Origin of the sequence: [Enterobacter] lignolyticus SCF1 (assembly GCF_000164865.1) — a bacterium.
In the GTDB taxonomy this organism is placed as follows: Bacteria; Pseudomonadota; Gammaproteobacteria; order Enterobacterales; family Enterobacteriaceae; genus Enterobacter_B; species Enterobacter_B lignolyticus.
The window spans coordinates 3,154,289-3,169,099 of record NC_014618.1; the positions used below are offsets into that span (position 1 = coordinate 3,154,289).

Here is a 14,811-nt window from a genome sequence, read left to right on the forward strand (position 1 = left end):
ATTGTATCACCGTTATTGTAAACGGAAAAAGCGGCGGCTGCTGGCAGGAACAAAAAGCAGGAACAGCACCAGCAGATCCGGCAGTTTTTGCATCACCAGCGAGCGGAAAATTTCCCGCTTCGACTCACCGGCAATGCTGAACAGCTCAGGATAGCCGTACCCTAGCGACGCCGCCCACAGGTAGCCTGCGGCAATCACCTGGGTCAGCAGGTACAGCCAGCGCGCCCAGTTGCGGCCTTTGACCACCGAAAACGCGCACCAGATTTCGACAAACACCAGCACCAGGCTTGCGAGAAACACCAGCGTCAGCGTCCAGGTCTGCACGCTGCGATGGACGAACTCCTCCATGCCCCCAACCCCCAGCAGGTTGAAGATCATCAGCAAATCGAGAGCGCGGATTAAAATAATAGCGAGCGCCGCCACCTGCACCAGCGCAGGAACGTTGAGACTGGCATGCGAACGACGCGTTTTCGAAAAAAATCCCACTGTTTCACTTCCCTGAAAAACAGTGCCGCGGCACGCGCGGCACTTTGCAGCAGATTTTAAATCCTTCAGATGCGTCTTGCACGCTGGATATCGCGCAGCCGCTGCTTTTCTGTACGGGCCATCAGGTACCAGGCGATAAAACCAACAATACCGACCACGCCGAGGATAAGCGTCGCCAGGGCGTTAATTTCCGGGTTCACCCCCATACGTACGCTGGAGAAGACCAGCATCGGCAGCGTCGTCGCCCCCGGGCCGGAGACGAAGCTTGCGATAACCAGATCATCCAGCGACAGCGTGAAGGCCAGCAGCCAGCCCGAGATCACCGCCGGCATAATCATCGGCAGCGTGATGATGAAAAAGACCTTGAGCGGCGTTGCGCCAAGATCCATCGCCGCCTCCTCAATAGAGCGGTCGAGCTCGCGCAGGCGCGAGGAGATAACCACCGCCACGTACGCCGTACAGAAGGTGACGTGAGCCAGCCAGATGGTCAGCATCCCCCTGTCCGACGGCCAGCCGATCGCATGGCCGAGCGCGACAAACAGCAGCAGCAGCGACAGGCCGGTTATCACGTCAGGCATCACCAGCGGCGCGGTGATCATAAAGGCAAAGCCGTTCGAACCGCTAAAACGCCCGAAGCGCACCATCACCACGGCCGCGATGGTGCCGAGGATCGCCGCCATCGTCGCCGCACAGGCGGCGATGGTCAGGCTCAGCCCCACCGCGCTCATCATCGCATCATCGTGGAACAGCTCGCTGTACCAGCGCGTGGACCACCCTGCCCACACCGTCACCAGTTTGGAGCTGTTGAACGAGTAAATCACCAGCATCAGCATCGGCGCGTAGAGAAAGAAGAACCCCAGCGACAGAATCACCAGACGCCAGGGAGAGCGGACTACCGGTAAGTTGTTCATCCGTGTTCTCCCATCTGTTTCTGCTGATGCTTGTGGAACCACATGATTGGGACGATCAGCAGCAGCAGCATCACAATGGCGACGGCGGCGGCGACCGGCCAGTCGCGGTTGTTAAAGAACTCCTGCCACAGCACGCGGCCTATCATGATGCTGTCCGGGCCGCCCAACAGCTCCGGGATAACGAACTCGCCCACCGCCGGAATAAACACCAGCATCGAGCCAGCGATAATTCCGCCTTTGGTTAGCGGCACAATGACGCTGAAGAAGGTTTTCAGCGGCTTCGCACCGAGATCGAGCGAGGCTTCCACCAGCGAATAGTCGATGCGCGTCAGGGCGGTATAAATCGGCAGCACCATAAACGGCAGATAGGCGTACACAATACCGATATACACCGCAAGGTTGGTATGCAGAATGGTCAACGGCTGATCGATAACCCCAAGCCACATCAGGAAGTTATTCAGTAAGCCGTTGTTTTTCAGGATCCCCATCCACGCGTAGACGCGGATTAAAAACGACGTCCACGACGGCAGGATAACCAGCAGCAGCAGAATATTGCGCGTCGACGGCTTGCTGTGCGCCACCGCCCACGCCAGTGGATACCCGAGCAGCAGACAGCAGGCCGTCGAAATCGCCGCCACCTGCAGCGACTGCAGGTAGGCCTCGAAATAGAGCGGGTCGCCCGTAAGCTGCAGGAAGTTGCCGATGTTAAGCGTCAGGGTGACCTGGTCATCCGCCCACTCCAGCAGGTTGGTGTAGGGCGGGATCGTGCGCGCCATATCCGCAAGGCTGATTTTGAACACAATCAGGAACGGCAGCATAAACAGCAAAATAAGCCAGACGTACGGCAGCGCAATGACCAGCTTACGGCCGTACTTCATTTGCAGCTGCGCCAGAGTCAGCGCAAAACCGCCCGGCTGGCGGGCGCGAGCCGGTGATTCTAAGACACTCATTTACCCTCTCCTTATACCGTCAGGACCACACAGCTGTCGGCATCCCAGCACAGACGCACCTCATCGCCCCAGGTCGGCAACCCCCGGCGATAGCGATGTTCGTTCTGCAGCTGGGCGCTGATCATCTGACCACTTTTCAGACGCACATGATAAACAGAGAGATCGCCTAAATAGGCGATATGGATAACCTCCCCGACGGCAAAGTTATAGCCATCGGCGGGCGGCTCCTCGCAGAGCGATATTTTTTCCGGACGCAGCGCCACGTAAACCGGTACGTTATCCACAACCGAAGCGTCGACATCCACCTTCAGCGGATGGCTCAGCCCCGGCGAGTCAATGACCAGACCATCCTCCTGACGGTCTTTCAGCAGGCCTTCGAAAACGTTGACGGAGCCGATAAACTCGGCGCTGTAGCGGGTCGTCGGGTGCTCGTAAATCTCCTCCGGCTCGCCAATCTGCACGAATTTACCGCGGTTCATGATGGCGATACGCCCGGCCATGGTCATGGCTTCTTCCTGATCGTGGGTCACCATCACGCAGGTTACGCCGACGCGCTCAAGAATATCCACCACCTCCAGTTGCATACGGTCGCGCAGCTTTTTGTCCAGCGCGCCCATCGGCTCGTCAAGCAGCAGCAGCTTTGGCCGCTTGGCCAGGCTGCGCGCCAGCGCCACGCGCTGACGCTGGCCGCCGGAAAGCTGGTGCGGCTTGCGTTTGGCGAACTCCTGCATGTGGACAATGCCCAGCATCTCCTGTACCCGGGCGGTGATTTCGGCTTTCGGCAGTTTGTCCTGCTTCAGGCCAAAAGCGATGTTCTGCTCCACGGTCATGTGAGGGAACAGCGCGTAGGACTGGAACATCATGTTGATCGGACGCTGATACGGCGGTACCTGCGAGAGGTCAACGCCGTCCAGCACAATCTGCCCGACGGAGGGCTGTTCAAAGCCCGCCAGCATGCGCAGCAGCGTCGATTTCCCGCAGCCTGATGCGCCAAGCAGTGCAAAAATTTCGCCTTTATAAATGGTGAGGCTGACGTCATCAACGGCGTGTTGGCCGTCAAATGATTTGGTCAGGTTACGGATTTCCAGCAGCGGGGTCAGCGCCTTGCGGGTTTTCGCCTGCGGGCGTGGGATAGCGTCATTCACAGCAGTGCTCTCCGGCATAAAAAAACACTTCGTATGGTCTGAGCGCCATACTAATCATCGACTTTATGCACCAGGGCCGGGCGCATTGCCCTGCCCTGGTGCCCTATGTCATTACTTACCGCTTTTTACTTTCGTCCACGCACGGGTGCGCACGCGGTCAATCTTCGGATCCTGAACCTTCAGGGTGAAGAGCTTGGCGCGTACATCGGCCGGCGGGTAGATCCCCGGGTTATCGCGGACTGCCGGGCTGACCAGCGCCGTCGCCTCTTTGTTGACGTTGGCGTAGAAAACGTGATCGGAGATATGGGCAATCACGTCCGGACGCAGCAGGTAGTTGAGGAACTGATAGGCTTCATCTTTGTTTTTCGCATCAGCAGGCATCGCGAAAACATCAAAGAAAGCCAGCGCCCCTTCTTTCGGAATGGAGTAAGAGATATTTACGCCGTTCTTCGCCTCTTTCGCACGGTTCGCCGCCTGCCATACGTCCCCTGCCCAGCCGATCGCCACGCAGATGTCGCCGTTCGCCAGGTCGTTGATGTACTGCGAGGAGTGGAAGTAGCGAATGTCAGGACGCAGCTTCAGCAGCAGGTCGGTCGCCGGGCCGGTGTAGTCGTCCGCTTTGGTGCTGTTCGGGTCTTTACCGAGATAATTCAGCACGGTGGCGAAAATTTCTTCCGGCGCGTCAAGGAAGGAGACGCCGCAGCTTTTCAGTTTTTGGAGGTTCTCCGGCTTCATCACCAGATCCCAGCTGTTGACCGGCGCATCTTTACCGAGCACCGCCTTCACCTTATCCACGTTATAGCCGATACCGGTGGTCGCCCACATGTAAGGCATCGCGTATTTGTTTTCCGGATCGTGGCGGGCAATCAGCTTCAGCAGTTCAGGATCGAGGTTTTTCCAGTTCGGCAGCTTGCTTTTATCCAGCGGCTGGAAGACGCCCGCGGTAAGCTGACGCTCAAGGAAGCTTGCCGACGGCACCACCAGATCAAAGCCGGTGCTTCCCGCCATCAGCTTTCCTTCCAGCACTTCGTTGGAATCGAAGACGTCGTAAACGACTTTAATACCGGTTTCTTTTTCGAAGTTCGCCACCGTGTCCGGCGCGATATAGTCTGACCAGTTATAGATGTGCAGCGTTTTTTGTTCATCAGCGAGCGAGCCGGCAGAGACGGCCATCAGCGCACCCGCAACCAGACCCGTTAACCATTTCTTACTCAAGGCGGTCATATCTCTTTTCCTTATCGACGTCCGTTAACATTCGGACTAAACATACGCACTTTTACGCATGCAAAATTCATGCATATTTTGTCAGTCTGCAAAGAAAAGGAGAGAGGTTCTCTCCCGGCGCGTATTGCTCGCGATTGCCGCAGGATATTCCGCGTTACATCGCGATAATCGCAGGTTTTCACGCGGCCCGTTTTCAGGTTCCGCAAGAATAACTTTAGCCAGGGATTGAAACCCTGGCCCGGGTTAAAAACCGCCTTTTATCAATTTTTTATGCAAGATCACTTTATGGCGCAAGCCAACAGCGCCAGGGAGGTGGTGAAAAATTCTTTAAGAAGAGGTTAAAAACAGAATATACGGGGGGTTTTACGCAGCCGCGCTGGCAGCGGCTGCGCTAATTACTCGCGGGATCAGTGGAGAAAATGGTATTGAATCTCTTCCCCTGCCGGCTCCTCATCTTCCGGCTTAAACAGCAGCTGATGCGCCGCCGCTTCGAGGATAACCATGGAGACCTGCTCTTCGCTCTGACGGAAGAACCACTCAAACTGTTCCCGGGTTACGCCCACGCCTACCGACAGCGACTGGCAGACCACCAGCTTCGGCAGGTTGTCGTCCTGGATATCGATAAACGCTTTCACCGTCAGCGAACTGGCGTTAATCGCGGAAAGATCGGCGGCCAGCGCCAGCAGCGCCGAAGGTTTTATCTCCGCCAGCGCCGAGAACAGCAGCACGTTGTCGACAAGATCGAGCTTGGCATCGAAAATGCCGTCGAAATTTTGCATGTGCGGAAGATGAAGCGCCTGACAGGTATCGCACTCAAAGAAGCTGATGCCCATTTCGTCGAGCCATTGACGTAACGTATCCAGACCCGGAACGACGAGTGAATCCATAATACCTGAGACCTCTTGCTATGAAAGTAAACCGCCATAGAGTACGCAAAAAACCCGTTTGACGCTACGAAACGGGCGAAAATGGCGATCACCCGCCCGTTTTCAGGCAATAGCCGGGATGCGCGCTACGTTCTATCCACTGGATCATCTTGCCCGCGATATCGATACCGGTGGTTTTCTCAATCCCCTCCAGGCCCGGCGAGGCGTTGACCTCCATCACCAGCGGACCGCGGTTGGCCCGCAGAATATCGACCCCCGCCACGTCAAGCCCCAGCGTGCTCGCCGCCTTCAGCGCAATGGCCCGCTCCTGCGGGGTGATGCTGGCAACCGTCGCCACGCCGCCGCGGTGCAGGTTGGAGCGAAAATCGCCGTCCTTCGCGCGCCGCTCAATCGCGGCAACCACCTCATCGCCCACCACCAGGCAGCGGATGTCGCAGCCTTTGGCCTCCTGGATATATTCCTGCACCAGAATATGGGCATTGAGCCCGCGAAAGGCGTCAATCACGCTCTCCGCCGCCTGGCGGGTTTCCGCCAGTACCACGCCGATGCCCTGGGTGCCTTCGACCAGCTTCACCACCAGCGGCGCGCCGCCGACCATATCGATAAGATCGCTGGTGTCGTCCGGCGAGTGGGCGATGCCGGTGATCGGCAGGTCAATGCCCTGACGCGCCATCAGCTGCAGCGAGCGCAGCTTGTCGCGGGCGCGGGTGATAGCAACGGATTCATTGAGCGGGTAGCTGCCCAGCATTTCGAACTGGCGCAGCGACGCCGTGCCGTAAAAGGTAATGGCGGAGCCAATCCGCGGGATCACCGCATCGTAATGCGGCAGCTGATGGCCTTTATAGTGAATCGACGAAGCCGCCGGGCTGATGTTCATATAGCAGGACAGCGGGTCGAGGATATCGACCAGGTGGCCGCGCTGCATGGCGGCCTCACGAAGACGTTTACAGGACCAGAGCGTTCCGTCCCGGGACAATATGGCAATTTTCACCCTGCACCTCGCAATGAAGACCTGAAAGCAGGCGTATCATACACATAGTCTGACTCAGGATGAATGGCCTCAGCGTACGGCCCAGCCCTGTTTATGCAAATAGTCCAGAATAAACGGACGGCTCTCCTTCACGATGGTGCGACGGATGTGATCGCTCCAGGTATCGCGGCGGGTATTGCTGCCGCGGGAAAGATAGTAGTTCGCCATCTCTTCATCGTAGCGGGCCAGCTCCGCCGCATCGACCGCCTGATACTGGTTTTCGTGCACCACCAGGCTTGCCGGCAGGCGCGGTTTGACGCCCGGGTCGTCCGCAGGCCACCCCAGGCACAGGCCGAACAGCGGCAGCACGTGCGTGGGCAGCTTCAGCAGCCCGGTGACGGCCTCAATATTGTTGCGAATTCCGCCGATATAGACGCCGCCAAGCCCGAGCGACTCCGCCGCCGCCATGGCGTTCTGCCCCATCATCGCCGTATCCACCACGCCGAGCAGCAGCTGCTCCGCCAGCCCCAGCTGCGCCTGCGGGCAAATCTGCAGATGACGGTTAAAATCCGCGCAGAAAACCCAGAACTCCGCCGCCTGGGCGACGTGCTTTTGACCGCCGCTCAGCGTCACCAGCTGTTCGCGCAGCGCCGGGTCGGTAATGCGAATAATGGAGCTGCACTGCAAAAAGCTGGAGCTGGAGGCCGCCTGAGCGCTGGCGATGATCGCCTCACGCTGCGCGGCGCTGATGGGTTTATCGGTAAAGTGGCGAATGGAGCGGTGGCTGCGCAGCAGATCAATGGTCGGCGTCATCTCGTTTTTCCTGGTCTGACGATGAAGAAGGTTTATCGTTACGGCGCATCAGCTGCGGCGCGACGGTTTGCGCCATCTCCCACATCAGCGCAACCGCCGCCGGGAGCATCAGCACAATACCCGCGAAAATCATGATGATGCCGGCAAGCTCGCCGTCAAACGGCGCAGGCAGCGAGACGTACTGCTTGAGCGAAAGCCAGGCCAGCGCCAGCAGCGCCATGCCAATGCCTTCCAGTATCAGCACGCTTTTCGGTAACGATCCAAGCGAACGCATAGTCCTTCTCCATCCATAAAGATGAATGATTATAGCGAGGCAAATGCAGGCTGTATTTAACGAAAATAGCCCAGAACCATCAAAGCAACAGGCAGAATCTTCTTTCTTCTGCGCTCTACTCGCGGCATCATAACCCTATTCGCCGTCAGGCTCAGACTCATCTCAGGAGAGAAATATGTTTACCGTTATTTTTGGTCGTCCAGGATGCCCTTACTGCGTACGTGCAAAAGAGCTGGCAGAAAAACTGACCAACGAGCGCGATGACTTCAACTACCGCTACGTGGATATCCACGCCGAAGGGATCAGCAAAGAAGATTTGCAGAAAACCGTCGGCAAACCGGTTGAAACCGTACCGCAGATTTTCGTCGATCAGCAGCACATCGGCGGCTTTACCGATTTCGAAGCCTGGGCGAAAGCCAACCTCGGCCTGTACGCGTAAGCCACTGCGTGGGCGCTACTGGCGTCCACGCTTCGCTCCGGCGATAACCCGGATAAACTGCCAGAACAGTGCCCCCAATCCGCACCAGAACACCGCGCTAAACAGCCACGCCAGCTCCTGCCAGAAAGAGCGGGTGGAAAAAAACCCCTGGCGCATCAGCACCAGACATACCGGCATCGCCAGCACCGCGCCCAGCAGAGGCAGCATCAGCTGTCGTTTTGGCGATATGACGCTGGCAATAACGCCCGGAATCACAAAGAAAAGCAGCCCCAGCTCCGAATGGCCGGACGTGCGAAATGCGTCGCCTATGCGCAGGGTCAGAAAAAAGCACACGATAATAAACAGGACAAAACAACAGATAACGCCCGCCCAGCCACGTTCAGTCTTCAAAATTCCTCCTGACTTTGTCTCTATCGAACTTCCACTACGTCCAGTCAGATAAAGTTTTCCGGCATTCCATGCCTGAAAGCACCCACGTGATTACAAACGATTGTTACTAGCCGTTGTCTACAGGAACGATTAAACTAACGGCCTTAATTTGAAGGTTATCGGCAGGCAGAAGAACGTTACCGTTTTCCGCCGTACCTGGGAAAAACCTTAGCCCAAATAACCATTCCTTTCAACACGTTACTAGTAAACAAGAAGTTAGCTTCCGTGAATATAAACGTCGCAGATTTGTTAAATGGGAATTACATCCTGTTATTATTCGTGGTGCTGGCGCTGGGCCTGTGTCTGGGTAAATTGCGTCTTGGCTCCATCCAACTGGGTAATTCCATTGGCGTTTTAGTGGTCTCTCTGTTATTAGGCCAACAGCATTTCAGTATTAACACTGATGCATTGAATCTCGGTTTTATGCTGTTTATTTTTTGCGTCGGCGTGGAAGCTGGCCCTAACTTTTTTTCTATTTTCTTTCGTGACGGTAAGAATTATCTGATGCTGGCGTTGGTGATGGTCGGCTCAGCGCTAGTGATTGCGTTAGGTCTCGGTAAGCTGTTCGGCTGGGATATCGGCCTGACCGCCGGTATGCTCGCTGGCTCCATGACCTCCACCCCGGTGCTGGTCGGCGCAGGCGATACCCTGCGGCATTCCGGCATGTCGGGGAGCGAGCTGACCTCAGCCCTCGACCACCTGAGCCTCGGCTACGCCCTGACCTATCTGATTGGCCTGGTGAGCCTGATCCTCGGCGCGCGGTATTTGCCGAAGCTCCAGCATCAGGATCTGCAGACCAGCGCCCAGCAGATCGCCCGCGAGCGCGGTCTGGACGCCGACTCCAACCGCAAGGTTTATTTGCCGGTGATCCGCGCCTACCGCGTCGGGCCGGAGCTGGTGGCCTGGGCCGACGGGAAGAACCTGCGCGAGCTTGGCATCTACCGCCAGACCGGCTGCTATATCGAACGTATTCGCCGCAACGGCATTCTGGCGAACCCGGACGGCGACGCGGTGCTGCAGATGGGCGATGAAATCGCGCTGGTGGGTTACCCTGACGCCCACGCCCGCCTCGACCCGAGCTTTCGCAACGGCAAAGAGGTGTTTGACCGCGACCTGCTGGACATGCGCATCGTCACCGAAGAGGTGGTGGTGAAAAACCACAACGTGGTCGGCCGCCGCCTGGCGCAGCTGAAGCTCACCGATCACGGCTGCTTTCTCAACCGCGTCATCCGCAGCCAGATTGAAATGCCGATCGACGATAACATTCTGCTGAACAAAGGCGATGTGCTCCAGATCAGCGGCGACGCCCGGCGCGTTAAGACCATCGCCGACCGCATCGGCTTTATTTCCATCCACAGCCAGGTGACCGATCTTTTAGCATTTTGTGCCTTTTTCATCGTCGGCCTGATGATCGGCATGATCTCCTTCCAGTTCAGCTCATTCAGCTTCGGTATCGGCAACGCCGCAGGACTGCTGTTCGCAGGCATCATGCTGGGCTTTCTGCGCGCCAACCACCCGACCTTCGGCTACATCCCGCAGGGGGCGCTGAATATGGTGAAAGAGTTTGGTCTGATGGTGTTTATGGCGGGCGTCGGCCTGAGCGCGGGCAGCGGCATCGGCCACGGGCTTGGCGCCGTGGGCGGCCAGATGCTGGTCGCGGGCCTGATCGTAAGCCTGGTGCCGGTCGTCATCTGCTTCCTGTTCGGCGCCTACGTGCTGCGCATGAACCGCGCGCTGCTGTTTGGCGCGATGATGGGGGCGCGAACCTGCGCTCCGGCGATGGAAATTATCAGCGATACCGCGCGCAGCAACATTCCGGCGCTGGGTTACGCGGGCACCTACGCTATCGCTAACGTTTTGTTAACATTGGCAGGTACGCTGATAATCATCATCTGGCCGGGTCTTGGATAAAACGAAGATTGCAACCGGCAAAAAAAATTTCTGTGATGTGCAGAACTTTTTAATCAGGCATCAGTCATAAGTAGTGCCACTGCTTTTCTTTGATGTCCCCATTTTGTGGAGCCCATCAACCCCGCCATCTTTGGTTCAAGGTTGATGGGTTTTTTGTTTCTGCTCCCCGGCGATTCTCCCCACCATCTGACGAATCTCATCGCGGCCAAGCGGCGCGCGGTCGGTGACAAAGTGCAGCGTCATGCCCTCGATAAACGCATCCAGCGCCCGCGCCGTCGGCGCATCGAACCAGCGCTCAAGCGTCTGCTGGCTGCGCTGCATCCAGTCCTGCATCACCCCTTTCAGCGCCGGTTTGCAGCTGGTAAAGGCATACATCTGGTACATCAGCTCCATATTGCGCGCGGTAGTGACCTCAGCGCCGGAAATCAGCCGGGTGATAGCGTCGCAGGCGTCGTCTGGCGTGAGGACGTCGGTAAAAAAGGCCTGGTACTGCCGCGACATCTGCGCGGTAAAGCTGGTGAACGCTTCCTCAAGCAGCGCATCGATGCCGCTGAAGTAATAGGTCATCGACCCCAGCGGCACATCGGCGCACTGGGCGATTTTACGGTGCGTCACAGCCTGAATGCCGTGGCGGGCGATGGTGTCGAGCGTGGCCTGGATAATACGTTCCCGGCGCAGCGGATCGTTGGGTCGGCGAGCCATATTTTTCCTCTCTGGTTCATACACAAAATCATTCGGGTTGTATCAAGGCGGCAAACGAGAGAATCCCCGGGAGCTTACTCAAGTAAGTGACTGGGGTGAACGCGTGCGGTCAACGCAGAGACAACGCGAAGGATAAAGTGTATGTGTACAAATGTACACAACCTTGTTAGTGTTGTCTCTGCTTCTCTTTGTACAGGCCATGAATGGATGACATCGCTTTCTTCCCGTAGCGCCCTGCAGCTTCGCATGTGGGCGCTGTTTATGTTCTTCTTTTTACCCGGGCTGCTGATGGCCTCCTGGGCTACGCGCACGCCGGCTATCCGCGATATTCTCTCGCTGTCCACCGCCGGGATGGGCGTGGTGCTGTTTGGGCTCTCGGTCGGCTCGATGAGCGGCATCCTCTGTTCAGCCTGGCTGGTAAAACGCTTTGGCACCCGCAGGGTTATCCGCACCACCATGTCCTGCGCGGTGCTGGGTATGGCCATCCTGAGCGGCGCGCTGTGGCTGGCCTCTCCCCTGCTGTTCGCCTTTGGTCTGATGATTTTCGGCGGCAGTTTTGGCGCGGCGGAAGTCGCCATCAACGTTGAAGGCGCCGCGGTTGAGCGCGAAATGAACAAAACCGTGCTGCCGATGATGCACGGCTTTTACAGCTTCGGCACCCTCGTCGGGGCGGGAATCGGAATGGCGCTGACCGCCTTTGGCCTGTCCGCGACGCTGCACATCCTGCTGGCGGCGCTGGCGGGCATACTGCCTATCATGATTGCGATTAAAGCCATTCCCGACGGCACCGGGAAGAACCGCGACGACAGCGCTGTCCATGGCGATAAAGGCGTACCGTTCTACCGCGATATCCAGCTAATGCTGATCGGCGTCATCGTCCTGGCGATGGCCTTTGCCGAAGGGTCGGCTAACGACTGGCTGCCGCTGCTGATGGTCGACGGGCACGGCTTCAGCCCCACCTCCGGCTCGCTGATTTACGCCGGTTTCACCCTTGGAATGACCGTCGGGCGCTTTACCGGCGGCTGGTTTATCGACCGCTACAGCCGTGTGGCGGTGGTGCGCGCCAGCGCCATGATGGGCGCGCTGGGCATCGGGCTGATTATCTTTGTCGACGTCGACTGGATTGCGGGCGTGTCGGTTATCCTGTGGGGGCTTGGCGCCTCGCTCGGCTTCCCGCTGACCATCTCCGCCGCCAGCGACACCGGGCCGGACGCGCCTGGCCGCGTCAGCGTGGTCGCCACCACTGGCTACCTGGCGTTCCTGGTCGGCCCGCCGCTGCTCGGCTTCCTCGGCGAGCATTTCGGCCTGCGCAGCGCGATGCTGGCCGTGCTGGCGCTGGTCATCGTGGCGGCGTTTGTCGCCCGTGCGGTCGCGAAACCTGAATCTCAACCGGTAATGGAGAATGCATGATGAGCGTAAAACTGATTGCAGTAGATATGGATGGCACCTTCCTGAGCGATGAAAAGCGCTACAACCGCGCGCGGTTTCTCGCGCAGTATCAGCATATGAAAGCCCAGGGCATTCGCTTTGTGGTCGCCAGCGGCAACCAGTACTGGCAGCTTATCTCCTTCTTCCCGGACATTGTCGCGGAGATAGCCTTTGTGGCGGAGAACGGCGGCTGGGTAGTGGACGCGGGCGAAGAGGTCTTTAACTGCGCGCTGCCGCATGACCACTTTCGCACCGTTGTGGACTTCCTGCATACCCTGCCCGAGGTGGAGATCATCGCCTGCGGCAAGCGTAGCGCCTATACCCTGAACCGCTATGACGACGCGCTGAAGGCCATGGCGCCCCTCTATTACCATCGACTTGAGCTGGTAGATACCTTCGACAATCTGGACGATACCTTCCTGAAGTTCGGCCTCAATCTGCCGGACCGCCTGGTGCCGGATGTCCAGGCCGCGCTGCATGAAGCGCTGGGCGACGTCATGACCGCGGTCACCACCGGCCACGGCAATATTGACCTCATCATGCCCGGCATTCACAAAGCCAACGGTTTGCGCCTGCTGCAGCAGCGCTGGGGAATTCACGACGCCGAGGTGGTCGCCTTCGGCGACAGCGGTAACGATCTCGAAATGCTGCGACAGGCCGGGTTTGGCTTTGCGATGGCCAACGCCGCCGCGCCGGTGAAGGCGGCTGCGGGCTATCGCGCGCCGCATAACAACGAGGAAGGAGTGCTGGAGGTTATCGATAAAATTCTGAAGCGGGAAACGCCTTTCGCCTGATGCTAAGCCCGGCGACGCCGGGCTTATTGATTACTGCTGCGAATTACCGACCGATTTATTCCACAGGAAATAGGTCATCAGCCCCAGCCATATCACGCCGTTGAGCAGGTTAAACAGGCTGAACAGCCCGTTGCCGCCCAGTTGATACGCGTGTTTGCTCACCTCGATGCCGACGGTAAAAATCAGCATCTGCAGCATACCCATCGCCGCAGAAACCGTGCCTTTACTCATATCGCTGGCAAACAGCGTCAGGCGCACCAGGCCCGCGTTCGCCAACCCAATGCCGAACGCGTAGAGGCTCAGACCGGCGGTCATCCACAGATAAGCATGGCTGGACACCACCGTGGCCGCGGCGGCCAGGATCAGCCCGGCGGCAATCGGCCAGCCACCCGCGATAATCAGCCAGCGTACCGTACGGCGCGAGGTCAGCTTCGCCAGCACCAAGTTACCGACGATCAGCGCGCCGAAAATCGGCACCTGCAGCATGCCGTACTCGTAGGTACTGGCCTGCTCGCCGCTGATGATAATCACCGGCGACTGCGCAATCCACGCCAGCAGCGGCAGGCTCACAAATCCGGTCGCCAGAGCGCCTGCCACAAAGCGATAGTTTTTCAGCACCAGCGCGTAATCGCGGCCCAGCGCCTTGATTGACAGGGTCTCGCCCATCCGCGTCGCCGTTTCGGGCATCGCTTTCTGCAGGCCGAAAAACGACACCGTCGCCAGCGCGGCGAACAGCACGAACATGGTCTCCCACGGGGCGATGTGGATCCAGGCGGCGCCCACCAGCGGCCCCAGCAGCGGCGCTATCAGCGCAACGTTGGCCATCAGCGCGGTTATCTTGATGCATACCGCCTCATCAAACGACTCCTGAATGGCGGCATAGCCGACGGCGCCGATAAAGCACAGGCTGATGCCCTGTAGAAAACGCAGCGCCGTAAACTGCTCAATGTTTTGCGCCAGCAGCGTCGCGAGGCAGGTGAGGATAAACCACACCACGCCGGTCAGCATCACCGGGCGGCGCCCGATACGGTCCGACAGCGGGCCTAACAGCCACTGCAGGAACATACCGCCCGCCAGATACGCCGTCATTGAGGTAGGAACCCATTCGTTCCCCGCCTGAAACTGCTCAACCACCACCAGCATGCCCGGCTGGATCATGTCGTTGCCGATATAGGTGGAGAATTCGTAAAGCACCAGACAGAGAGGGAAAAGCAGCGCCTGACGTCCGAGGCGCTTACCGGAAATTAACTGGTTTTGCATGCAATCTCTTAGCAATAAAAAAAGCGCGTGAAGTGTAATCAATGATTATCAGCGACGATAGTGAAAAGTGCATGACACACTCTGTTACAGCACAAATAGACTTGTTTAAGGTTCGCTTAAGTTCGCCCCTCTATACTCCTGACAATTAAGATAAAGCTGGTTTACTGCCCGGGATGCGATTTTTATCG

General features: G+C 58.0%; 16 protein-coding genes. 4 read left to right on the forward strand and 12 right to left on the reverse strand.

Features of this window, described 5'->3' with window-relative positions; genetic code table 11:
* Positions 1-12: 12 nt before the first annotated feature.
* From ENTCL_RS14700 to ENTCL_RS14740, 9 genes are all read right to left on the reverse strand, one after another.
* Complete coding sequence (locus tag ENTCL_RS14700) at positions 13-486, reverse strand: YbjO family protein (RefSeq protein ID WP_013366935.1); 474 nt, start codon at positions 484-486, stop codon at positions 13-15.
* Positions 487-551: 65 nt separating this feature from the next.
* A complete protein-coding gene (gene potI, locus ENTCL_RS14705) occupies positions 552-1,397 on the reverse strand; it encodes a putrescine ABC transporter permease PotI (protein ID WP_013366936.1) in 846 nt (281 codons plus the stop codon).
* Positions 1,394-2,347: a putrescine ABC transporter permease PotH gene (gene potH, locus ENTCL_RS14710; protein WP_013366937.1), complete on the reverse strand. Its 954-nt coding sequence runs from the start codon at positions 2,345-2,347 to the stop codon at positions 1,394-1,396. Before potH ends, potI begins: the two co-directional genes overlap by 4 nt.
* Positions 2,348-2,358: 11 nt before the next feature.
* Positions 2,359-3,492 carry a putrescine ABC transporter ATP-binding subunit PotG gene (potG, locus tag ENTCL_RS14715; protein ID WP_013366938.1) on the reverse strand — a complete coding sequence of 378 codons (1,134 nt, stop codon included), beginning with the start codon at positions 3,490-3,492 and terminating at the stop codon, positions 2,359-2,361.
* Between the two features lie 111 nt (positions 3,493-3,603).
* Positions 3,604-4,716, reverse strand: a complete 1,113-nt coding sequence (gene potF / locus ENTCL_RS14720) for a spermidine/putrescine ABC transporter substrate-binding protein PotF (protein ID WP_013366939.1) — start codon at positions 4,714-4,716, stop codon at positions 3,604-3,606.
* A gap of 407 nt (positions 4,717-5,123) precedes the next feature.
* Positions 5,124-5,603 carry a type III secretion system chaperone family protein gene (locus tag ENTCL_RS14725; RefSeq protein WP_013366940.1) on the reverse strand — a complete coding sequence of 160 codons (480 nt, stop codon included), beginning with the start codon at positions 5,601-5,603 and terminating at the stop codon, positions 5,124-5,126.
* 88 nt (positions 5,604-5,691) lie between these two features.
* Complete coding sequence (gene rimK, locus ENTCL_RS14730; protein ID WP_013366941.1) at positions 5,692-6,594, reverse strand: 30S ribosomal protein S6--L-glutamate ligase; 903 nt, start codon at positions 6,592-6,594, stop codon at positions 5,692-5,694.
* Positions 6,595-6,663: 69 nt separating this feature from the next.
* Positions 6,664-7,386, reverse strand: a complete 723-nt coding sequence (nfsA, locus tag ENTCL_RS14735; protein ID WP_013366942.1) for an oxygen-insensitive NADPH nitroreductase — start codon at positions 7,384-7,386, stop codon at positions 6,664-6,666.
* Entirely contained in the window at positions 7,370-7,660 is a 291-nt protein-coding gene (locus tag ENTCL_RS14740) for a DUF1418 family protein (protein WP_013366943.1), read from the reverse strand. Before ENTCL_RS14740 ends, nfsA begins: the two co-directional genes overlap by 17 nt.
* Positions 7,661-7,835: 175 nt before the next feature.
* Here ENTCL_RS14740 and ENTCL_RS14745 point away from each other — a divergent pair, with 175 nt between their 5' ends.
* Complete coding sequence (locus ENTCL_RS14745) at positions 7,836-8,099, forward strand: GrxA family glutaredoxin (protein WP_013366944.1); 264 nt, start codon at positions 7,836-7,838, stop codon at positions 8,097-8,099.
* Between the two features lie 15 nt (positions 8,100-8,114).
* On the opposite strand, the gene ENTCL_RS14750 is transcribed toward ENTCL_RS14745, so the two are convergent.
* Entirely contained in the window at positions 8,115-8,489 is a 375-nt protein-coding gene (locus ENTCL_RS14750; RefSeq protein ID WP_013366945.1) for an inner membrane protein YbjM, read from the reverse strand.
* A 264-nt stretch (positions 8,490-8,753) separates the two neighbouring features.
* Between ENTCL_RS14750 and ENTCL_RS14755 the strand changes: the two genes are divergently transcribed.
* Positions 8,754-10,439, forward strand: a complete 1,686-nt coding sequence (locus ENTCL_RS14755) for an aspartate:alanine antiporter (protein WP_013366946.1) — start codon at positions 8,754-8,756, stop codon at positions 10,437-10,439.
* Between the two features lie 135 nt (positions 10,440-10,574).
* On the opposite strand, the gene ENTCL_RS14760 is transcribed toward ENTCL_RS14755, so the two are convergent.
* Positions 10,575-11,141, reverse strand: a complete 567-nt coding sequence (locus ENTCL_RS14760; protein WP_013366947.1) for a TetR/AcrR family transcriptional regulator — start codon at positions 11,139-11,141, stop codon at positions 10,575-10,577.
* Positions 11,142-11,348: 207 nt separating this feature from the next.
* On the opposite strand from ENTCL_RS14760, the gene ENTCL_RS14765 reads away from it, so the two are divergent.
* Both ENTCL_RS14765 and ENTCL_RS14770 read left to right on the forward strand, forming a co-directional pair.
* Entirely contained in the window at positions 11,349-12,551 is a 1,203-nt protein-coding gene (locus ENTCL_RS14765) for an MFS transporter (protein ID WP_013366948.1), read from the forward strand.
* The gene (locus ENTCL_RS14770) at positions 12,551-13,363 is read left to right on the forward strand and encodes a Cof-type HAD-IIB family hydrolase (RefSeq protein WP_044612150.1); all 813 of its coding nucleotides are present in this window, start codon (positions 12,551-12,553) and stop codon (positions 13,361-13,363) included. The genes ENTCL_RS14765 and ENTCL_RS14770 overlap by 1 nt, the downstream gene beginning before the upstream one ends.
* A 30-nt stretch (positions 13,364-13,393) precedes the next feature.
* On the opposite strand, the gene ENTCL_RS14775 is transcribed toward ENTCL_RS14770, so the two are convergent.
* Positions 13,394-14,623 (reverse strand): MFS transporter, encoded by a 1,230-nt coding sequence (locus ENTCL_RS14775; RefSeq protein WP_013366950.1) that lies wholly within the window; start codon positions 14,621-14,623, stop codon positions 13,394-13,396.
* Positions 14,624-14,811: the final 188 nt, after the last annotated feature.